General features: G+C 62.1%; 15 protein-coding genes. 10 read left to right on the forward strand and 5 right to left on the reverse strand.

Annotation, left to right across the window (positions count from 1 at the left end):
* Positions 1-277: 277 nt before the first annotated feature.
* From AC3IUA_RS16740 to tpx, 5 genes are all read right to left on the reverse strand, one after another.
* Positions 278-1,747: an efflux transporter outer membrane subunit gene (locus tag AC3IUA_RS16740; RefSeq protein ID WP_489355499.1), complete on the reverse strand. Its 1,470-nt coding sequence runs from the start codon at positions 1,745-1,747 to the stop codon at positions 278-280.
* Positions 1,744-4,851 carry an efflux RND transporter permease subunit gene (locus AC3IUA_RS16745; RefSeq protein WP_489355501.1) on the reverse strand — a complete coding sequence of 1,036 codons (3,108 nt, stop codon included), beginning with the start codon at positions 4,849-4,851 and terminating at the stop codon, positions 1,744-1,746. The genes AC3IUA_RS16740 and AC3IUA_RS16745 overlap by 4 nt, the downstream gene beginning before the upstream one ends.
* Complete coding sequence (locus tag AC3IUA_RS16750) at positions 4,848-7,952, reverse strand: MdtB/MuxB family multidrug efflux RND transporter permease subunit (RefSeq protein WP_489355503.1); 3,105 nt, start codon at positions 7,950-7,952, stop codon at positions 4,848-4,850. The genes AC3IUA_RS16745 and AC3IUA_RS16750 overlap by 4 nt, the downstream gene beginning before the upstream one ends.
* Positions 7,949-9,265 carry an MdtA/MuxA family multidrug efflux RND transporter periplasmic adaptor subunit gene (locus tag AC3IUA_RS16755; protein ID WP_489355505.1) on the reverse strand — a complete coding sequence of 439 codons (1,317 nt, stop codon included), beginning with the start codon at positions 9,263-9,265 and terminating at the stop codon, positions 7,949-7,951. Before AC3IUA_RS16755 ends, AC3IUA_RS16750 begins: the two co-directional genes overlap by 4 nt.
* Positions 9,266-9,439: 174 nt before the next feature.
* A complete protein-coding gene (gene tpx / locus AC3IUA_RS16760) occupies positions 9,440-9,940 on the reverse strand; it encodes a thiol peroxidase (protein WP_489355506.1) in 501 nt (166 codons plus the stop codon).
* 580 nt (positions 9,941-10,520) lie between these two features.
* On the opposite strand from tpx, the gene AC3IUA_RS16765 reads away from it, so the two are divergent.
* The 10 genes from AC3IUA_RS16765 to AC3IUA_RS16810 all read left to right on the forward strand — a co-directional run bounded on the left by AC3IUA_RS16765 (position 10,521) and on the right by AC3IUA_RS16810 (position 20,802).
* Positions 10,521-11,312 carry a hypothetical protein gene (locus AC3IUA_RS16765; protein ID WP_489355508.1) on the forward strand — a complete coding sequence of 264 codons (792 nt, stop codon included), beginning with the start codon at positions 10,521-10,523 and terminating at the stop codon, positions 11,310-11,312.
* Positions 11,313-11,321: 9 nt separating this feature from the next.
* Positions 11,322-11,450, forward strand: a complete 129-nt coding sequence (locus AC3IUA_RS16770) for a hypothetical protein (RefSeq protein ID WP_489355510.1) — start codon at positions 11,322-11,324, stop codon at positions 11,448-11,450.
* Positions 11,451-11,618: 168 nt separating this feature from the next.
* A complete protein-coding gene (locus AC3IUA_RS16775) occupies positions 11,619-12,602 on the forward strand; it encodes an AAA family ATPase (protein ID WP_489355512.1) in 984 nt (327 codons plus the stop codon).
* A gap of 11 nt (positions 12,603-12,613) precedes the next feature.
* Positions 12,614-13,558 (forward strand): DUF58 domain-containing protein, encoded by a 945-nt coding sequence (locus tag AC3IUA_RS16780; RefSeq protein WP_489355513.1) that lies wholly within the window; start codon positions 12,614-12,616, stop codon positions 13,556-13,558.
* Positions 13,555-14,145: a DUF4381 domain-containing protein gene (locus AC3IUA_RS16785; RefSeq protein ID WP_489355515.1), complete on the forward strand. Its 591-nt coding sequence runs from the start codon at positions 13,555-13,557 to the stop codon at positions 14,143-14,145. Before AC3IUA_RS16780 ends, AC3IUA_RS16785 begins: the two co-directional genes overlap by 4 nt.
* Positions 14,132-15,124: a vWA domain-containing protein gene (locus AC3IUA_RS16790; protein WP_489355516.1), complete on the forward strand. Its 993-nt coding sequence runs from the start codon at positions 14,132-14,134 to the stop codon at positions 15,122-15,124. The genes AC3IUA_RS16785 and AC3IUA_RS16790 overlap by 14 nt, the downstream gene beginning before the upstream one ends.
* A gap of 1 nt (position 15,125) precedes the next feature.
* On the forward strand, positions 15,126-16,700 hold the full coding sequence (locus AC3IUA_RS16795) for a VWA domain-containing protein (RefSeq protein ID WP_489355518.1): 1,575 nt from the start codon (positions 15,126-15,128) through the stop codon (positions 16,698-16,700).
* Entirely contained in the window at positions 16,697-18,115 is a 1,419-nt protein-coding gene (locus tag AC3IUA_RS16800; protein ID WP_489355520.1) for a BatD family protein, read from the forward strand. The genes AC3IUA_RS16795 and AC3IUA_RS16800 overlap by 4 nt, the downstream gene beginning before the upstream one ends.
* The gene (locus tag AC3IUA_RS16805; protein WP_489355522.1) at positions 18,112-19,140 is read left to right on the forward strand and encodes an HAD family hydrolase; all 1,029 of its coding nucleotides are present in this window, start codon (positions 18,112-18,114) and stop codon (positions 19,138-19,140) included. The genes AC3IUA_RS16800 and AC3IUA_RS16805 overlap by 4 nt, the downstream gene beginning before the upstream one ends.
* A 75-nt stretch (positions 19,141-19,215) precedes the next feature.
* On the forward strand, positions 19,216-20,802 hold the full coding sequence (locus AC3IUA_RS16810) for an arylsulfatase (protein WP_489355524.1): 1,587 nt from the start codon (positions 19,216-19,218) through the stop codon (positions 20,800-20,802).
* Positions 20,803-20,930 lie beyond the last annotated feature (128 nt).

The raw sequence follows: 20,930 nt of genomic DNA on the forward strand, positions 1-20,930 counted from the left end.
CTCGTGGCCGGTGAGCCGAACGGCGTCCATGCTCGGGGGCAAAGCCGGCGATTGTACCGATTGCGCTAGAGAACGCACTGAGAAAAATTATCAGTTGGCCACTGGTCTGATAAATTGATCGTCGGGTACTCATTCGCGACACGCACCATTTTCACGCGAACATGAAATCCCGTAGAAGCTGCCGCCAGGCTGCGATCTTTTGATCTTCGTTTTTGATCCGGAAAATGGATTGCCTGAGCAGAGGTCAAGATCAAAAGATCGCAGCCTTCGGCAGCTCCTACCCGCCCCAGCCACCGCCCAGCGCGGCGATCAGCTGCACGCTGGTGATCAGGCGGCTTTGCAGCAGGGTCAGCACGCTGCGTTCGTTATTCAGGGCAGTGGCCTGGACCACCACCACATCCAGGTAGGCAATCAAGCCGGCCCGGTACTGGTTCTCCGTCAGGCGCAGGGATTCACGGGCTGCTTCCAGGGCCTCCTGACGCACCGCCGCTTCGTCTTCCAGTACTTTCAACTGCACCAGGAAGTCTTCCACCTCGCGGAAACCGTCGAGCACAGTTTGCCGGTACCTGGCCACGGTCTGATCGTAGGCGGCTTCGCTGCGGTCGACTTCCGCCGAGCGCTGGCCGCCATCGAACAGGGTCATGGCCAGTTGCGGCCCCACCGACCAGAAACGGTTCGGCAGGCTGATCCAGTCGTTAAAGCTACTGCTGCTGTAACCACCACTCAGGCTCAGGGTCAGGTCCGGGTAGTAAGCCGCTTCAGCCAGGCCAATTTCGGCATTGGCGGCGATCACCGAACGTTCGGCCGAGGCGATATCCGGACGCCGTTCAAGCAGCTGCGACGGCAGGCTCAAGGGAATTTGCGGCAATGCCGGGATGTCCTGGGTTTCCACCAGGCTGAATTGCGCCGGTGGCACCCCGGTCAGCACGGCGATGGCGTTTTCCAGCTGCGCGCGCTGCCAGATCAGGTCGATGAGATCGGCCTGAGTGCTTTTGAGCTGAGTTCGCGCCTGGGCGACCGCATCTTTGCCGGAGACACCGGCGCGGTACTGGTTTTCGGTCATGGTCAGCGAGCGCTGATAGGCCGCGACTGTCGCTTCCAGCAAGCGCTTCTGCTGGTCGATCACCCGCAGTTGCAGGTAATTCTGCACCAGTTCCGACTGCTGGCTCAGGCGCATCGCCGCCAGGTCGGCAAAGCTCGCCTCGGCGCTGGCCGTGTCGGCTTCCAGGCCACGACGCAACTTGCCCCAGATATCCGCCTCCCAACTGACACCCAACTCAGTGTTGTAGGTGTCGCGAATACCACTGCTGGAGCTGGTCAGGCTCGAACTGCTGCTACCGGTGCCCTGGCTGGAACGGGTTTTCCCGGCGCTCAGGTCGACACTGGGGTAGAACGCCCCCCGAGCGCTGCGCACCAGCGCCTGGGCCTGGCGGTACTGGGCTTCGGACTGGGCGACGGTCTGGTTGGCGCTGTTGAGCGTTTCGATCAGGCCATTGAGTTGCCGATCACCGTACAGTTCCCACCAGGCGCCACGGGCCAGGGAATCGCTGGGACTGGCCTGGCGCCAGCCCTGGGCTTGTTTGTACTGGACTGGCGTGCTCAATTGCGGGCGCTGGTAGTCCGGACCGATGGCGCAGGCGCTGAGCAACAGTGCACAGAGCCCGAGGCCGAGCACTCGCGAACCGCGGGCCAGGCCCGGTTGGCGGGCAAACAGCACGGTTGTTTTTGGGAGCGAGCGGTCAGTCATAGCGGAGTTTCCAGAGCAGCATCGGTACGTACCCCACGCCAGTGGTTGAAGCGATGGCGCAGTCGGTCGAGATAGAGGTAAACCACCGGAGTGGTGTAAAGGGTCAACACCTGACTGAAGATCAGCCCGCCAATGATCGTCAGGCCCAGCGGCTGACGCATTTCTGCGCCTTCGGCGGTGCTCAGCAGCAACGGCAAGGCCCCGAGGATCGCCGCCAGGGTGGTCATCAGAATCGGCCGCAGACGTAACAGGCAGGCACTGCGGATCGACTCCAGCGGCTCGAGGCCCTGGTGGCGTTCCAGCTGCAGCGCCAGGTCGATCATCAAAATGGCGTTTTTCTTCACCACGCCGATCAGCAGGAACAGCCCCAGCAGCGAGATCAGGCTGAACTCGCCACCCAGCACGTAGATCGACAGCAGTGCCCCGACCCCGGCCGACGGCAGGGTCGAAAGAATCGTCAGCGGATGGATATAGCTTTCATAGAGCACCCCAAGCACCAGGTACACCGCCACCAGCGCGCCGAGAATCATCCATGGCTGACTCTTTTGCGTGGCGGCGAAGGCGTCCGTGGTACCGGCCATTTTGGCGATCACCTCTTCCGGCAGACCGACCTTGGCAATGGCTCGCTCGATGGCGGCGCCGCCCTGTTCAACGGTGACGCCCTCGGCCATGTCGAAGGAAATGCTTTCAGAAGCGAACTGCCCTTCATGGCTGACCCGGTCGTCTTCCAGGCTGCTTTCGTAATGGGCGATGCCCGACAGCGGGATGCGCTGGCCGTCCGCGGTGATCACCTGCACCTGATTGAGGGTGATCGGATCCTGGGCGTACTTCGGATTGACCTCCATCACCACCTGATACTGGTTGAGGCTGTCGTAGATGGTGGAAATCTGCCGCTGGCTGTAGGCGTTGTTCAACACCGAGGTGACCATACCCATGTCGACGCCCAGGCGCTTGGCCTGATCGCGGTCGACCACCAGCGTCACCTGCTGCGCGCCGCGCCCTTCCCGGGCATCGATGGCAGTCAGCTCGGGCAAGGCCTTGAGCGCGCTGACCACTTTCGGGTACCACTCGCGCAAGGCACCCAGATCACCGCTTTGCAGAATGTAGGAGTATTGCGAGGTGCTCTGTTCCCGGCCGCCGCCAAATTGCAGGTCCTGGTCGGCCATCAGCATCAATTGCCCGCCGGGCACCTTGGGCATGTCCTTGCGCAGGCGCTCGATGACTTTCTGCGCGGAAATCCGCCGCTCCTTGATCGGTTTCAAACGCACCAGCATGAACGCATTGTTGATGCCGTTGCTGCCGCCAATGAAGCCGGCCACGCTTTCCACCGCCGGATCGCGCAATACCGCGCGGCGGAAGGTTTCCATCTTCGGCTGCATCACGTTGAACGACAGGCCGTCATCTCCACGCACGAAGCCGATCAACTGACCGGTGTCCTGCTGCGGCAGGAAAGTTTTCGGCACCACCACATACAGTGCGACATTGACCCCGATGGTCACCAGCAAACTGAGCAACGTCAGCCGCCGATGGCGCAACACCCAGTCCAGGCTGCGCGCATACCCGCTGACCATCCATTCATTGGCCCGCTGGCTCCAGCGTTGCAGACGGTTTTCCTGGCCTGGCGTATGCGGCTTCAGCCAGCGCGCGCAGAGCATCGGCGTGAGGGTCAGCGAAACCACCAGCGACACGATGATCGCCGCGGCCAGCGTGATGGAAAACTCGCGGAACAAGCTGGCAACGATCCCGCCCATGAACAGGATCGAGAGGAACACCGCGACCAGCGAAACGTTCATCGACAGCAGGGTGAAACCGACTTCCTGCGCCCCGAGATAGGCGGCCTTCATCGGCGGCACGCCTTTGTCGATGTGGCGACTGATGTTCTCCAGCACGACGATGGCGTCATCCACCACCAGCCCGGTGGCGAGAATCAACGCCATCAGCGACAAGTTGTTCAAGGAAAAGCCGTAGAGGTACATGATCGCGAACGTACCGACCAGTGACACCGGCACCGCCAGGGTCGGGATCAACGAAGCGCGCAAGTTACCGAGGAACAGGAACACCACCAGAATCACCAGCGCCACGGCAATCAGCAGGGTCATTTCCGCTTCGTGCAAGGTCGCCTTGATCACCGGCGAGCGGTCCATGGCCAGGTTCAGCTTGACGCTGGCCGGCAACACCGCCTGCAACGCCGGCAGCTGGGCCTTGATCTCGTTGACCGTCTCGATGATGTTGGCCCCGGCCTGGCGGTTGATCACCAGCAGCACCGCCGAGTCATCGTTGAAGAAGCCGCTGTTGTAGCGGTCCTCGACGCCGTCGCTGACCTTCGCCACGTCGCTCAGGCGCAATGCCGAACCGTTCTGGTAGCGAATGATCAGCGGTTCGTAATCCTTGGCTTTTTCCAGTTGATCATTGGCCTGCACCTGCCACATGCGCTGGTCGTCTTCCACCGAGCCTTTGGGCCGGCGCACGTTGGCATTGGCGATGGTATTGCGCACATCGTCCAGGGCCACGCCGTACTGGTTGAGCAACTGTGGCTCCAGCTCGATGCGCACCGCCGGCAGCGAACTGCCGCCGATCTGCACTTCGCCGACGCCCGGCACCTGGGACAGGCTTTGGGAAAGAATGGTCGAAGCCAGGTCATACAGCTGGCCTTTTTGCAGCACCTCCGAGGTCAGCGACAGCACCATGACCGGTGCCTGGGACGGGTTGACCTTCTTGTAGGTCGGCATGCTGCGCATGCCGCTGGGCAACAGGTTGCGCGAGGCGTTGATCGCCGCCTGCACTTCCCGCGCCGCGCCGTTGATGTCGCGATCGAGGTCGAATTGCAGGATCACCCGGGTCGAGCCCTGGCTGGATCGGCTGCTCATGGTGTTGACCCCGGCAATGGTGCCGAAGGAGCGCTCCAGCGGCGTGGCCACGGTCGAGGCCATGACCTCCGGGCTGGCACCCGGCAGGCTGGCCTGCACCACGATCACCGGGAAATCCATCTGCGGCAGCGGCGCCACTGGCAGCAACCCAAAACTCATGCCGCCGAGCAACACGATCGCCAGGCTCAGGAGCATGGTCGCCACCGGGCGTTTGATGAACGGTCCGGAGAGGTTCATGGCTGTTCTACCGGCTCCGCGCGCTCGGGCGCCGGCCGCCAGCGTCGACCGAGACGGTCGAAGTACAGATAGATCACCGGGGTGGTGAACAAGGTCAGTACCTGACTCAACAGCAAGCCACCGACCATCACCAGACCCAAGGGTTGGCGCAGTTCCGCGCCGGAGCCGGTGGCGAGCATCAGCGGCACCGCGCCGAACAACGCCGCCAGGGTGGTCATCAGAATCGGCCGGAACCGCAGCAATGCCGCCTGATAGATCGCCGTCTGCGGGTCCAGCCCCTGGTTGCGCTCGGCGTCGAGGGCGAAGTCGATCATCATGATCGCGTTTTTCTTGACGATACCGATCAGCAAAATGATCCCGATGATGGCGATCATCCCCAGGTCATTGCCGCTGAGCAACAGCGCCAGCAAGGCGCCGACTGCCGCTGACGGCAAGGTCGAGAGAATGGTGATCGGGTGGATATAGCTCTCGTAGAGCACGCCAAGGACGATGTACATGGTCACCACCGCGGCCAGAATCAGCAGCAAGGTGCTCGACAACGACGCCTCGAAAGCCTGGGCGGCGCCCTGGAACTGTGTCTGCACACCCAATGGCATGCCGATGTCCCGCTGTACCTGGTTGATCAGCTCGACCGCCTGCCCCAGCGCCACACCGGGTGCCAGGTTGAACGACATCATCACCGCCGGAAACTGGCCGATATGGGTGATCGCCAGTTGTGCCTGGCGCTCCTCGATATGCGCCAGGCTGGACAAGCGCACCTGGCCGCCGTCGGTGGTCTTGACGTGGATCTGCTCCAGCGCCTGCGGACCGATCTTCTCGCCGGACTGTGCCTGCAGCACCACGCGGTACTGGCTGGCCTGGGTGTAAATGGTGGAAATCTGCCGCTGGCCGAAGGCGTCATACAGCGCATCGGTGATGTTCGACACCGAGACCCCGATCCGCGACGCGGCATCGCGGTCGATCACCAGATAGACCTGCAAGCCCTTGTCCTGCAGATCGCTGGCAACGTCGGTCAGCTCCGGCTGACTGGCCAGGGCCTCGACCAGCCTGCCGCTCCACAGGGCGAGCATATCGGCGTCCGGCGAGGACATACTGAATTGGTACTGGGTACGACTGACCCGGTCTTCGATGGTCAGGTCCTGCACCGGCTGCATGAACAAGCGGATACCGGCCAGTTGGTTCAACTCTGGCTGCAAACGCGCAATCACCTCGGTGGCGCTCAGGTCGCGCTCGCCGTGAGGCTTGAGGTTGATCAGCAGGCGGCCGCTGTTCAGCGTGGCATTGTCGCCATCGACGCCGATGTAGGACGACAGGCTCTCCACCGCCGGGTCTTGCAGAATGATTTTCGCCAGTTCCTGCTGACGCTCGCTCATGGCCGCGAACGAGATCGACTGCGGCGCTTCGGAAATGCCCTGGATCACCCCGGTATCCTGCACCGGAAAGAAGCCCTTGGGCACCACCATGTAGAGGAACACCGTCAGGCCCAGGGTGGCGACGGCCACCAGCAGGGTCAGTGGCTGGTGCTTGAGCACCCACTGCAACTTGCGCCCGTAGGCAGCAATCATCCAGTCGATCCAGGCGCCGCTGGCGCGGTAGAAACGCCCCTGGTCTTGTTCTTTGGGTTCGCGCTTGAGCAACCGCGCGCACATCATCGGCGTCAGTGTCAGGGAGACCACCAGGGAAATCAGGATCGCCACCGCCAGGGTGATGGCGAACTCGCGGAACAACCGTCCGACCACGTCGGCCATGAACAGCAGCGGGATCAGCACGGCAATCAGCGACAGGGTCAGAGAAACCAGCGTGAAGCCGATTTGCTTGGCGCCCTTGAGCGCCGCCACCATGGGGCTGTCGCCCTCCTCGATGAAACGCGAAATGTTCTCGAGCATGACGATCGCGTCATCCACCACAAACCCGGTGGCGATGGTCAGGGCCATCAGGGTCAGGTTGTTGACCGAGAACCCGGCCAGGTACATCACGCCAAAGGTCCCGATCAACGACAGTGGCACCGCCACCGACGGAATGATGGTCGCACTGGCACGGCGCAAAAACAGGAAGGTCACCATGACCACCAGGGCAATGGCGATCAGCAGCTCATGCTGCACGTCGGTGACCGAGGCGCGGATAGTCTGGGTGCGGTCGGTCAGCACTATCACGTCGAGGCCGGCCGGCAGGTTGTCGGTGATGCTCGGCAGCAATGCCTTGATCCGGTCGACCACCTCGATCACGTTCGCCCCGGGCTGGCGCTGGATGTTCAGCAATACCGCCTGGTTTTCATTGGCCCAGGCGGCGAGACGCTCGTTCTCGGCGCCGTCGACGATCTGCGCCACATCCTTGAGCCGCAACGGCGCGCCATTGTTGTAGGCGAGGATCAGCTCGGCGTAGTCCTTGGGCGAGGTCAACTGGTCGTTGGCATCGAGCATCGACACCCGGGTCGGGCCATCGAAGTTGCCCTTGGGCTGGTTGACGTTGGAGGCGCCGATCAGGGCCCGCACGTCCGAGAGGTTCAGGCCATTGGCCGCCAGGGCCTCGGGATTGACCTTGATCCGTACCGCCTGACGCTGGCCGCCGGCGATGCTGACCATGCCGACGCCGCTGATCTGGGCGATTTTCTGCGCCATGCGGGTATCGACCAGATCATTGAGCTTGGGCAACAGCATGGTCCTGGAGGTGATCGCCAGGGTCAGCACCGGGGTGTCCGCCGGGTTGACCTTGTTGTACACCGGCGGCGCCGGCAGATCCTTGGGCAACAGGTTGGTCGCGGCGTTGATCGCCGCCTGCACCTGCTGCTCGGCGACATCCATATTGATATCGAGGTTGAAGCGCAAGGTCAGCACCGAGGCGCCGCCGGAACTGGTCGAGGCCATCTGGGTCAGACCGGGCATTTGCCCGAACTGCCGCTCCAGCGGCGCGGTCACGGCACTGGTCATGACATCCGGGCTGGCGCCGGGATAGAGGGTCATGACCCGGATGGTCGGGTAATCGACCTGGGGCAATGCCGAGACCGGCAACAGCCGATAGGCGATCACGCCGGCCAGAATAATCGCCAGCATGCTCAGGGTAGTGGCTACCGGGCGAAGGATGAACAGCCGCGAGATGTTCATGCGCCGCCCTTTTTCGCCTTGTCGGTGGCTTCCGGTTCAACCCCGGCATTCGCCGACTTGCCTTGCAGGTGCTCGGCCGGCGTGGCCGGAACGTCCTGGCTGTCGTTGACCACTTCCACTTCAGTGCCCTCTTTCAGGCGGTCGGTGCCTTCGAGGACCACTCGATCGCCGGGGGCCAGGCCTTCGTTGACGACCGTCAGGTTGCCGTCGCTGGCGCCGACTTTCAGGGGGTGAATCTTGACCTTCTTGTCGCCATCCATTGCATAGACGAAGGTGCCATTATTGCCGAACTGGATCGCCGCCGTCGGCGCCAGCACCACGCCTTTCAAGGTGTCGGCGAGCAAACGCACATTGACGAACTGGTTGGGGAACAGGCTTTGATCGCGGTTCTCGTAGCGTGCCTTGAACTTCAGGGTGCCGGTGGTGACGTCGATCTGGTTGTCCAGGCTCTGCAACACGCCGGTAGCCTGCAACTTCAGGTCGCCGCGATCCCAGGCTTCCACCGGCAGTTTCGCGCCGCTGCGATAACGCTCCAGCACCGTCGTCAGACTGTTTTCCGGCAAGGTGAAGGCGACGCTGATCGGTTGGGTCTGGGTAATGATCACCAACGCCGTGGTGTCATTGGCCGCCACCAGGTTGCCGACGTCGAGCTGACGCAGGCCCAGGCGCCCGGCGATCGGTGCGCGGATTTTGGTGAACTCCAGGTTCAGCCTGGCGTCATTGACCGCCGCCTGGTTGGTCTTGACCGTGCCCTGATACTGGCCCACCAGCGCTGCCGCGGTGTCCAGGGTCTGCTTGGCGATGCTGTCTTCAGCGTACAGGCCGCGGTAACGTTCCAGATCGACCAGGGCGTTTTTCAGTTGTGCCTGGTTCTGCAACAAGGTGCCTTCGGCCTGCAGCAAGGCGTTTTGATAAGGACGCGGGTCGATCTCGGCCAACAAGTCCCCGGCCTTGACCATCTGCCCTTCCTCGAACGCGATCTTCACCAGTTCACCGGCCACCCGGCTGCGCACATTGATGGTGTTCAAGGCCGTGACCGTGCCCAGGGCCTTGTAATACAGCGGGAAATCTCCGCGGGTCGCCGGTGCGACTCGTACCGGCACCGGCCCGGCCGCCCCACCGAATCCCGGACGCATCCCACCGGACCTGCCGGTATGGCCGTTGGCGGCTTTTTGCCCTGCGGGGTCTTTTTGGGCAACATCGGCCGGCCAGAATTTCCAGCACAGGCCGACAATGGCCAACAGGACTAGCAGGCCGAACAGCCAGCGACGGGGATTGCGGGAAGCGGAGGATTGCATGGAGTGATCAACCATTGGGCGCGAGAGCATCTTCTTCGAAAGGCTGAAAGATAAGCACTGGAGGGGATTTAGCAAAGCGCCTTTACCGGCAATTTACCTTGGGCTTACGTTTGTCAGGGCCAGCTAAGCCACTGAGGCACAAATAAAAACGGCCTGGACAGAGCCAGGCCGTTGATAGTGTAAAGCCTGTTACTTCAAAACGGCCAACGCCGCTTCGTAGTTCGGCTCTTCAGCGATTTCCTTGACCAGTTCGCTGTGCAGGACGTTATCGTTTTCGTCCAGTACCACAACGGCACGGGCAGCCAGGCCTTTGAGTGGGCCGTCAGCAATGGCCACACCGTAGTTTTCGATGAACTCGGCGCCACGCAGGGTCGACAGGTTCTGGACGTTTTCCAGGCCTTCGGCGCCGCAGAAGCGTGCCTGGGCGAACGGCAGGTCAGCCGAGATGCACAGCACCACGGTGTTGCTCACGTCATTGGCCTGGGCGTTGAACTTGCGCACGGAGGTGGCGCAGGTCGGGGTGTCGATGCTTGGGAAAATGTTCAGCACTTTGCGCTTGCCGGCAAGGCTCGCCAGGGTAACGTCGGACAGATTGCCCGCCACCAGGGAAAAGGCTGGCGCCTTGGAACCGACTTGCGGCAGTTCGCCGCTGACTTGAACCGGGTTGCCTTTAAGAGTCACTTGAGCCATGAACGGAGTCCTTTTAAGCGGAGTGGTTGTAGGGTGTTGCGAGGAGCCAAAGTTAAACACGAAAGTGCCGTTGAGCCTATCCCGGAATGCTGACAGACAACTCCGAATCCGTGACCTGAAATGTCCTGCAATGCACACCGGTCAGCAGGTGCAGGTTCCTTGTTGAATGACAGACCGTCTTCAGCCGGGGAATGTGCGGGGCCAGAAATTCCTTAACTGACCGGCATTGGGGCACGGGCCCCGCTGGCCGGTCCGCGCTCGGGCGCAGCAGTCGTAGAATGCGTTCGACCTGACATACGGTGGATACAGGTTTGGGGAGCGCTTCGCACTCCAGCGCGAGCAAGCTCCCTCGCCACAGGGATGTGCCCGGCGCTTATCTTTTTTTTATTACCCTTGATGGCGTCCTGGCAGGCGTCAGGGATCGTCGCCCTCGCCCTTCATGGTCTCGCTCACAAAAATCAATGAGTTAACCCCTACCGACTGGCTAAGCCGTCGTTCCCTGCTAGCTTAATCTGAAGCGTCCTTCAATCGGTTACCTAGTGCCAAATCGTCCACTGAGCCAGGAAGGAACCGGGGAATCATGTCGAGAAAATACTACGCGCCCGCCATGCTATTGGCCGCAACCTTGTTGCCTGCGCCATATGCAATGGCCGACAACGCCGACACCGCCAACAAAAGCAACAACCCGCTGAACCTCGCTCCCGGGATGAACCTGCAGGACTACTACACGCCGAGATTCTACGACAGCAACATCCATACCAACGACCTGCTGGTGCGCGGCACTCTGCCGATTGCGCCCAACAACTACATCGGGGTCCCGCAGTTGCTGCGCGCCACCGCGCCGATCAGCACCCGTCCCGATCCCCATGGGGGCTACAGCACCGGCGAAGGTGATCTGAACCTGTTCGATATTTTCCTGCTCAAGACCGATGGCGTGCAACTGGGCATCGGCCCGCAGGTTACCCTGCCGATCGCCGATCAGGACGAACTCGGGACCGGTAAATGGCAGGCCGGCCTGGCCGCCATCGCCATTGACGCCTCCCCCCGCGGCCTGCTCGGTGCGCTGGTGCAGTACCAAAGCTCGTTTGCCGGCGACAGCGACCGCCCGCATGTTGAAACGGCGACCCTGCAGCCGTTCATCATTCACAACCTGGCCAAGGGTTGGTACCTGCGCTCCACCGGTATCTGGACCTTCGACCTGAAAAACGATACCCACAACATCCCCTTGGGATTCGGTGCCGGCAAGGTCTGGAAGGACCGCGACAATATTCTCAACGCCTTTATCGAGCCGCAATGGACAGTGGAACGCAAAGGCGATGGTCAGCCGCAATTCACCCTGTTTGCCGGACTTAACGTCACCTTCGGAAAATAAGGAAGTCTTATGAATAGTTTGCTACGTACCGCCGGTTTCAGCCTGTTTGTGCTGTTCGCCAGTTGTGGTGTTGGTGCTCAGACCCAAGCCCAGTCTCTGGAAACGCATGCAGACCCACTGGCGTCCTGCGCCCAATAACAGGTTGAGTTCCACGGCAAACCCGATGCGCTGAGCGACGGCGACTTCAGCCTGACGAGCAGCCCGGAGTGCTACCCCCGCAACAATGCGTTCGACAGCAAAAACCGCCCGGAGGGCAATGGCGTCAGCATCAACCTGACGCTGGCGTTTTTCCAGGAGAGACCCGCGATGACCATAGCGCGCAATGACCTCAACGCCCTGCAAGCCAGCATCGCCGAAGCGGTGCTCGGTCAGGATCAGGTGATCCGGCAGATCATCCTCGGCCTGCTGGCAAACGGTCACCTGTTGCTCGAAAGCTTGCCGGGGCTGGCCAAGACCCGCACGGTCAAGGCGCTGGCCAGGCATCTGGATGCAAAGATGAGCCGGATCCAGTTCACTCCGGACCTGCTGCCCTCGGACATCACGGGTGCCGAGGTGCTGCATCAGGTCGACGGGCAGAACCAGATCCGCTTCCAGCCCGGCCCCTTGTTCGGCAACCTGATCCTCGCCGACGAAATCAACCGCGCTCCGGCCAAGGTCCAGGCAGCGTTACTGGAAGCCATGGAAGAACGGCAGATCACCGTCGCCGGCAACAGCCATCCGTTGCCCGAGCTGTTTATCGTGGTCGCCACGCAGAACCCGATCGAGCAGGAAGGCACCTACCCGCTGCCGGAAGCGCAAATGGACCGGTTCCTGATGAAAGTGCTGCTGGACTACCCTAGCGCCGAGAACGAAAGTCAGGTGCTGCGCCTGCTGCGCGATGAAGAACAGGCCCTCGGTGCCCAGACCACCGCAGTGAAAGGCTTCGCCCTCGCTCAAGAGGTGATTTTCGCCGCCCGCAGGGAAGTCAGTGCAGTCCATGTGTCGCCGGCGATTGACCGTTACCTGATCGACCTGATCAACGCCACCCGGCACCCCGCCGATTACGACGCCGACCTCGCTCGCTGGGTCGCCCTCGGCGCCAGCCCGCGCGGCGGTATCGGCCTGGACCGTTGCGCGCGGGCCGATGCCTGGTTGCAGGGGCAGGACTTCGTCTCGCCGGACAACGTTCGCGCGGTGGTCCATCCCGTGCTGCGCCATCGCCTGCAATTGAGCTACGACGCGGTGGCCGATGGGGTAACCGCCGATCAGGTGCTTGACCGCTTGCTCGACAAAGTCGCGATACCGGCCTGAGGTGATTGATCATGAACGCTCAGGATGCCGACGGTCTGGTCTACGTTTCTCTGGCGCAGTTGATGGCGCTGGAATTCAAGGCCCGCGACCTGAGTTTTCTCGCCCGCCAGCCCCACGGCAGCGTCCTCGCGGGCAACCATGCCTCGCGGTTGCGCGGGCGCGGGCTGAATTTCGATGAGCTGCGCCGCTACCAACCCGGCGACGACCTGCGTCACCTGGACTGGCGCGCCTCATTGCGCACCGGCAAGCCGGTGGTGCGCACCTTCACCGAAGAGCGCGACCGTCCGGCGTTGATTCTGGTGGATCAGCGCATGTCGATGTTCTTCGGCTCAAGTCGCAGCTTCAAATCCGCCATCGCCGCCGAACTCGGGGCACTGGCGGCGTGGATGGTTTTCAATGCCGGTGACCGGGTGGGAGGGCTGGTATTCAACGACCAGCGCGTCGACAGCATTGCCCCGCTGCGCAGCCGCAAGCGGGTCGAAGCGCTGTGCAGCCGCATCGCCCGGCAGAACCGTGAATTAAACGCCAGCAACCCTGACAGCGAAGGCGCAGATCAGCTCGACAAGGTGCTGCAGCAATGCCTGGCGCTGGCCGGGCATGATCATCTGATCTGCATCGTCAGCGACTTCGCCGGTGCCGGCCCACGGACCCTGCAACTGATGCGCCAGCTGGCCGCGCACAACGACGTGATCGCCATGCAGGTCTACGACCCGCTGGCCCTGAATCTGCCAAAAAATGGCCGCGTGCTGATCACCCAGGGCCAGTTGCAAGTGGAGTTGGCGGTTGAGCGCCATCAGGTGCATCAACCCCTGGGAGATTTTCTCAGCGGACGGCTCAAGGACGTTGCGACCTTGCTACGGCGTAGCCAGGTGCCCTTGATGATGTTCAGCACGGCCGAGGATGCCCGGCAACAACTGCGCGCGGAACTGGGCAAGCTCAGCAGTGGACGCCGGTGACGACGCAGATTCCGGCAATCGAACAGCTCAAGGAGTTGGGCTTGCCGGCACCCGTCAGTTATGCGCCGCAGACGTGGGGTTGGTGGGTGCTGTTGGCAGTGGTGGTCGGTGTGGCGCTGCTGGTCGGAGCGCGGAGATATTGGCAGTGGCGGCGGGACCGTTATCGACGCGAGGCATTGGTTCGGCTGGTGGAGTTGCAATGCAACGACGATCAACTCAACGCCCTGCGCGAACTCCCGGAACTGCTCAAGCGCGTGGCCCTGTCGATGCCGGATGCTCACCGTCAATGTAGGAGCTGGCGAATCCTGCGATCTTTTGGTTGCTTCAAGATCGCTGAAAATCAAGATCAAAAGATCGCAGCCTTCGGCAGCTCCTACAGTTGGGCTGCGGCGCCCTTGAGTGGCGAGGCCTGGCAGGCGTTTTTGGTGCAGCATAGCCCCAGCCCCTTGCCCGCCGACTTCAGCCAGCAGTTGGCCCGCCTCGCCTATGCCCCCGATGCAACCTTGCTGGCACTGCCGAGCGCTCAGCGTCAGCAGCTGTTCGAGACCTGCAGACACTGGGTGGAGCATCACCATGTGGCAGCTTGATTACCCCTGGCTGTTAGTGCTGCTGCCGCTGGCGTGGTTGGGTTACCGCTTCCTGCCCGACTACCGCGAAGCCCGCAGCGCCGTGCGTGTGCCGTTTTTCAACGCCATGAGCCGCGCTGTCGGCCAGGCGCCGAGCCAGGCCGGCACGCGCACGGACCGCTGGCAATTGCTGCTCAACCTGCTGGTCTGGGTGCTGGTGGTAGTGGCGGTTTCCCGACCGGTGTGGGTCGAAAAGCCGATCGAGCGCCAGCAGCCGGTGCGTGATCTGATGCTCGCCATCGATATTTCCCAGTCCATGGAAACCACCGATTTCACCGATGCCGGCGGACTAAAGATCAACCGTTTAGCCGCGGTAAAGGATGTAGTGCATGGCTTTATCGAACGCCGCAAGGACGATCGCCTGGGCCTGATCGTCTTCGGCAGTGCTGCGTACCCGCAGGCGCCACTGACCCTGGATCACGCCAGCCTGTCGATCCTGCTGGACGACACCGGGATCAGCATGGCCGGCCCCAACACCGCTATCGGCGATGCCATCGGCCTTAGCCTCAAGCTGCTGGACCAGGCCCGTGAACGGGAAAAAGTAGTGATCCTGCTCACCGACGGCAATGACACCAGCAGCGCGATCACTCCTGACCACGCTGCCTCCATGGCCGCAGCCAAGGGCGTGGTGATTCATACCATCGGCATTGGCGACCCTGACGCCGCCGGCGAAGCCAAGGTCAATCTGCAAGGGCTGCAGCAGATTGCGCAGGCCACTGGCGGGCGTTTCTTCCGCGCCGAAGACCGCAACGCGCTGGACCAGGTCTACTCGACCCTCGACCGGATCACCCCGCATCAAGTGGAAACCCTCAGTCACCAGCCCAAGCGTGACCTGTTCTGGTTGCCGCTGGGCGCGGCGCTTGGCCTGCTGGCGCTGTACCACCTGATCGCCCTGTTGCGTCCACGGCTGACCTGGGCCCGCCAGCGGCAGGAGGCCTGAAATGGAGATCAACCTCAGCGATTTGCACTTCTTGCGTCCGCTCTGGCTGCTGCTGGGGCTGTTCGGTGCCCTGCTGCCGTTGCTCTGGCGGCGCAACCATGAGCTGCAACGGCGCAAGCGCGGCAACATCGCCCCGCACCTGTTGCCGCACTTGCTGATCACCCCACAGGATCAGCATCGCCTGCGCCCGGTGCATCTGCTCTGCGCCGCGCTGATCATCGGTGGCGTTGCCGCCGCGGGCCCCACCTGGGAACAGGACCGTCCGGACTTCCTGGAAAACCGCGCGCCGCTGATCATCGCCGTCGACCTGTCGCCGTCAATGGACGCCAGCGATGTACAACCCACTCGCCTCGAAGCAGCCAAACACAAACTGCATGACCTGATCCAGCGCCGCAGTGGCGCGCGCACCGGCTTGATCGCCTATGCCGGCAGTGCCCATCTGGTATTGCCTGCGACTGACGATCCGGCATTACTCGACTCCTTCATACAAGCCCTCGGTACTGACCTGATCAGCACACCGGGGAAAAACGTCGAGGCGGTGATCGAACAAGCCAAGCGCCTGCTGGCTGCCGAGAAATCCCCTGGCACCCTGGTCTTAATCACCGACGGCGCTGATACCGCGCAACGCTCCCGGCTGGACAAGCAACTGAACGACAGCGTGCTGCAAGTGCTGATTCTCGCGGTGGGCAGCGTGGATGGCGGGATCATTCGCGACGCCAACGGCCAGCCGCGCACCGACAGCAATGGTCGGCCGCAATTGGGCAGCTTCGATCCGGCCGCGCTCAAGCAGTTGGCTTGGGCCACCGATGCCCCGCTGGGCAGCCTGACGCTCAATGACGACGATCTGGACTGGATCGAGCTGCATGCTCAGCGGCACTTTCAAATCGCCAGCGACGAGCAACGCGAGCTGCACTGGAAAGACGCCGGTTATTGGCTGACCTGGCCGCTGATATTGATCGCCTTCTTCAGCGTGCGCAAAGGCTGGAGCCTGAACTGGATGGCGGCGTTGGTCATGACCCTGGGCCTGCAACCGGCGCCGGCTCAAGCCAATGCCTTGACCGACGCCTTCTTCACGGCGGATCAACAGGGTCGCTGGGCCTTCGAGCATCAGCACTACCCCGCTGCGGCCGACCTTTTTGTCGACCCGTACTGGAAAGGCATCGCCGCCTACAATGCCGCCGACTACGACCTGGCACTGGCCAGCTTTGCCCGGTTGCAAACGCCCCAGGCCTACTTCTATCTGGGCAATATCTACACCCGCCGCTTCAAGTTCGACCAGGCCATTGCCGCCTTTACCCAGGCGCTGAAGTTGCAGCCGCAGTTCCCGGAGGCCAGCGCCAATCTGGCCCTGGCCATCGCCTTGCAGAAAGACACCGAAAGCGCCGAGCAGAACGCCCCCGAAGTCAAACCCGACGAAGTGAAGTTCGACAAACCCGCAGGCAAGGGCCAAAGCAAGCCGGTAGAGGCCCGGCAAGCCACCTCGGATGAACTCTGGTTGCAAAACCTCACGACCTCGCCAGCCAGATTTCTGCGCCAGAAATTCAGCCTGCAGGATCAACGCGAGGCCAGGCCATGAACCTCTCCATTGGCTGCAACGCAGCCCTCTGTGGGAGCAACGGTGCGGCGATCCGACTTGTTCGCGATGACGGCCTGCCAGTCAGTAAAGATCGTGAATCGATCCGCCCGTGGGTCCTGCTGACCCTCTGCTGCCTCGTCAGCACCCAGCTTTTCGCAGCCGAACCGGAACTCCGGGTCCAGACCCACCTGCAACCCGCCGACTCGATCGTGGTCGGCGCCACCCTGCAGCTGCAAGTCGATGTATTGACCGACACCTGGTTCACCAGCGCAGCCCGGCTCCCCGAGCTGAAACTGCCCGGCGCCCTGGTCCTGCCGCCCAGCGGCGAAGCCCGGCATTTGACCCGGACGCTGGACGGCAAACCCTTCTACGGTATGCGCTACACCTACCTGATCAGCCCGAACCAGGCGCAAGCATTCGAGATCCCGGCCCTGACAATACGCGCCACACCAGGCCAGGCCAGCCACGAACTGAGTGCCCGCAGCCAAACGCTGCAGTTCACCGCCCGACAACCGCCAGGCTTCACACCGGGCGAACCGCTGCTGGTGGCGCAAGGTTTGCGCTTCAGCCAGACCATCAGCCACTCTGCAACACCACTCAAGGTGGGTGACAGCGTTACGCGCCAGCTGACCCTTCAAGCCGACGCCGCACTGGCGATGTCATTACCAGCCCCTGCGCTCGACGCGATCAACGGCCTGCGTCGGTATCCGAAAACCCCGCGGATCAGCAACCTCGACGACGGTCGCGGCAACCTCAACGGTGGCCAGCGCATCGACACCGCGACCTATCAGATCCAGACCCCGGGACGCCATGAGCTGCCTGCGGTGCAACTGAAATGGTGGGATTCGAGCAGCCAGCAGACGCGCATTGCCCAGGTGCCCGAAGTGAGCTTCGAAGCGGCAGCCAACCGCAATTACCGCCCAGTGTTCTCCATCAGCGAAGACTTGCAAAGCCTCGGCCAGCAAAGTCGCCTGCACCTGTCCCGGCATTGGCTGGGGCTGTTGGCGCTGTTGTTGGCAATCGCAATTCTGCTGATTGTCAGCCGTCCCTGGTGGCAACGGGCCTACGCGGCCTGGCAAGAACGGCGACGCCTGCGCCACGCAGCCTGGCTTGATTCCGCGGACTATGCCTGGCGACAGATCCCGGCCCAACTCGATGAAAAACCCGGGCAACTGAGCGCGCTGTACCTGTGGGCCAGACGCAGCCGTCTCGGGCTGAAACTGGCCGGCCTCGACCCACGCCTGCAGGACCTGTTACGTGGCTGTTACAGCCGTGAATACGCCGGGACCCAGGCGCGCCAGCAACTCAAGCATTCATTGACTACGCTGCATCGTCAGACACCACGCCCGGATCAGCACCGCCGACAAACAGCTTTGCAACCACTCAATCCCGGTCACGAGAAGGACTTCCCATGACGAACCTGAAATCGATTCGCCAACGCCACGGGCTCACACTGCTACTGGCCCTGGTCCTGCACCTACCGTTGCTGGCGCAGGCCACCGAACCCCTGCCCTCATGGAACGACGGCCCGGCGAAAAAAAGCATCGTCGAGTTCGTCCAGGCCGTGACCACCCCGGGCACCAGGGACTACGTGAAACCGGCCGAGCGCATCGCCGTGTTCGATAACGACGGGACTCTCTGGACCGAGCAACCCGCCTACTTCCAGGTGCTGTTCGCTTTCGACGAAGTCAAACGCCTGGCCCCGCAGCACCCTGAGTGGAAGACCGAGCAACCGTTCAAGGCGGTACTGGAAAACGATCAGCAAACCCTGGCGGCCAGTGGCATGGACGGCTTGCTGAAGATTGTCGGCGCGACCCACACCGGGATCACCACCGAAGCCTTCATGGACAACGCGAAAACCTGGCTGAGCCAGGCTCGCCACCCGAGAACCGGAAAGCCTTATACCGAGATGATCTACCAGCCGATGCTGGAGATGCTCGACTTCCTGCGCAGCCAGGACTTCAAGACCTACATCGTCAGCGGTGGCGATACCACTTTCATGCGCGCCTTTGCCGAAGTGGTCTATGGCGTGCCGCCGGAACAGGTGATCGGCACCCGCTTCGTTACGCAGTTCCAGATCAAGGACGGCGAACCGTCGATCCTGCGCACCGCCAAGCTGGCCCACAACGATGACGGCCCGGGCAAACCGGAAAGCATCGACGCGATCATCGGCCGGCGCCCGCTGCTGGCCTTCGGCAACTCCGACGGTGACTTGCAAATGCTGCAGTGGACAGCCGCGGCGCCGGGCAAACGATTCATGGGGCTGGTGCATCACACCGACGCCAAGCGCGAGTGGGCCTACGACCGCCAGTCGAGTATCGGTCGTCTGGACAAGGCCCTGGATGAGGCAAAAAGCCGTGGCTGGACTATCGTCGATATGGCGTCCGAATGGCGCAGGGTCTACCCCTTCGAGCCCGCCCCGCCTGTACAGGTGCAATAACCGCAACGTATTGCAGGACCGCAATACACGTTGGTCGCTTCGAGGCGACTCAAGCCGGCAAAAGGAGCAAGTCAGATGACTCGCATACGCAAGTGGCTACCGAAACTCGCCCTGGTGGCGGCCTCGGTCATGGCGATCTCGGCAACCGTCGGAGCCGCCGAAAAACCCAATATCCTGGTGATCTTCGGCGATGACATCGGCCAGACCAACATCAGTACCTATTCCATGGGCGTGGTCGGTTACAAGACGCCGAACATCGACCGGATTGCCAAGGAAGGCATGATTTTCACCGACTATTACGCGGAGAACAGCTGCACCGCCGGACGCTCGTCGTTCGTCACCGGGCAGACGCCGCTGCGTACCGGCCTGTCGAAAGTCGGTGTTCCGGGCGCCCCGGTGGGCATTCAAAAGCGTGATATCACCATCGCCCAGGCACTCAAGTCACAAGGCTATGCGACAGGCCAGTTCGGCAAGAATCACCTGGGCGACCGGGATGAATACCTACCGACCAACCATGGTTTTGACGAGTTCTTCGGCAACCTGTACCACCTCAACGCCGAAGAAGAGCCGCAGCGGCCGTATTGGCCCAAGGATGACCCCGACTGGGTCAAGGCCAACTCCCCTCGCGGCGTGATCCACAGCTTCGCCGACGGCAAGATCGAAGACACCGGCGCGTTGACCACCAAGCGTATGGAAACCATCGACGACGAAACCACCGCCGCCGCGCAAGCGTTCATCGAAAAGCAAGCCAAGGCGGATAAACCGTTCTTCGTCTGGATGAACACCACGCGCATGCACGCCTTCACTCACGTCCGCGAATCGATGGCAGGCCAGAGCGGCATGCCAGGCAATGAGTACGCCGACGGCATGCTCGAGCACGACGGGGATGTCGGCAAACTGCTCAAGACCCTCGACGACCTGAAAATCGCCGACAACACCATCGTCGTCTACACCACTGACAACGGCCCGAACCAATGGTCCTGGCCGGACGCGGCAACCACGCCGTTCCGTAACGAGAAGAACTCCAACTGGGAAGGCGCCTATCGCGTTCCGGCGATGGTTCGCTGGCCCGGCAAGATCAAACCCGGCGAAGTGTCCAACGAGATGTTCTCGGGCCTGGACTGGTTCCCGACGCTGCTGGCGGCTGCCGGCGACACTGGGGTCAAGGACAAGCTGCTCAAGGGCTGGGCGCCGACGTCGGGCGGCAGCAACTACAAGGTGCACCTGGACGGCTACAACCAACTGCCGTACCTGACCGGCCAAACGCCTAAGAGTGAGCGCAATCAGTTCTTCTACTTCAACGATGATGGCGTGCTGGTGTCGATGCGCTCCGGTAACTGGAAAGCGGTGTTCTGTGAACAGCGCAGGCCCGGTGGTTTCGAGGTCTGGGCCGAACCGTTTGTCTGCCTGCGCGTGCCGAAAATCTTCAATTTGCGGATGGACCCGTATGAACGTGCCGACGTGGTTTCCGACCAGTATTACGACTGGACGGCCAAGAATGCATACCTCGTATCGCTAGCGTCGTTCCAGGCCGCAAAATTCCTGGAAACCTTCGTCGATTATCCGCCGAGCCAGAAACCGGCCAGCTTCAGCATCGATCAGATCCGCGCTGAGGTCGACGCGAAGATCGAGGAGAAAATGAAAGCTGCACCTGCCAGGTAAAACCGCGAGACCGCCGCTCACCCGGAAAAGGTGAGCGGCCTTTTTCCTGGTGAATGCGGCTTTCAGGGACCCGCTTACGGATACAACACAATCGGCGTAGGAGCTGGCGCAGCCTGCGATCTTTTCTG

The sequence above is a fragment of the Pseudomonas sp. KH_050 genome, from assembly GCF_057838875.1.

Bases quoted from the DNA above. Each gene is read 5' to 3' on its own strand.
- AC3IUA_RS16750 (WP_489355503.1), bottom strand. From the start codon at position 7,952: ATGAACATCTCGCGGCTGTTCATCCTTCGCCCGGTAGCCACTACCCTG.
- AC3IUA_RS16755 (WP_489355505.1), bottom strand. From the start codon at position 9,265: ATGGTTGATCACTCCATGCAATCCTCCGCTTCCCGCAATCCCCGTCGC.
- AC3IUA_RS16770 (WP_489355510.1), top strand. From the start codon at position 11,322: ATGAATAGTTTGCTACGTACCGCCGGTTTCAGCCTGTTTGTGCTGTTC.
- AC3IUA_RS16780 (WP_489355513.1), top strand. From the start codon at position 12,614: ATGAACGCTCAGGATGCCGACGGTCTGGTCTACGTTTCTCTGGCGCAG.
- AC3IUA_RS16765 (WP_489355508.1), top strand. From the start codon at position 10,521: ATGTCGAGAAAATACTACGCGCCCGCCATGCTATTGGCCGCAACCTTG.
- AC3IUA_RS16805 (WP_489355522.1), top strand. From the start codon at position 18,112: ATGACGAACCTGAAATCGATTCGCCAACGCCACGGGCTCACACTGCTA.
- tpx (WP_489355506.1), bottom strand. From the start codon at position 9,940: ATGGCTCAAGTGACTCTTAAAGGCAACCCGGTTCAAGTCAGCGGCGAA.
- AC3IUA_RS16740 (WP_489355499.1), bottom strand. From the start codon at position 1,747: ATGACTGACCGCTCGCTCCCAAAAACAACCGTGCTGTTTGCCCGCCAA.
- AC3IUA_RS16800 (WP_489355520.1), top strand. From the start codon at position 16,697: ATGAACCTCTCCATTGGCTGCAACGCAGCCCTCTGTGGGAGCAACGGT.
- AC3IUA_RS16775 (WP_489355512.1), top strand. From the start codon at position 11,619: ATGACCATAGCGCGCAATGACCTCAACGCCCTGCAAGCCAGCATCGCC.
- AC3IUA_RS16795 (WP_489355518.1), top strand. From the start codon at position 15,126: ATGGAGATCAACCTCAGCGATTTGCACTTCTTGCGTCCGCTCTGGCTG.
- AC3IUA_RS16790 (WP_489355516.1), top strand. From the start codon at position 14,132: ATGTGGCAGCTTGATTACCCCTGGCTGTTAGTGCTGCTGCCGCTGGCG.
- AC3IUA_RS16745 (WP_489355501.1), bottom strand. From the start codon at position 4,851: ATGAACCTCTCCGGACCGTTCATCAAACGCCCGGTGGCGACCATGCTC.
- AC3IUA_RS16810 (WP_489355524.1), top strand. From the start codon at position 19,216: ATGACTCGCATACGCAAGTGGCTACCGAAACTCGCCCTGGTGGCGGCC.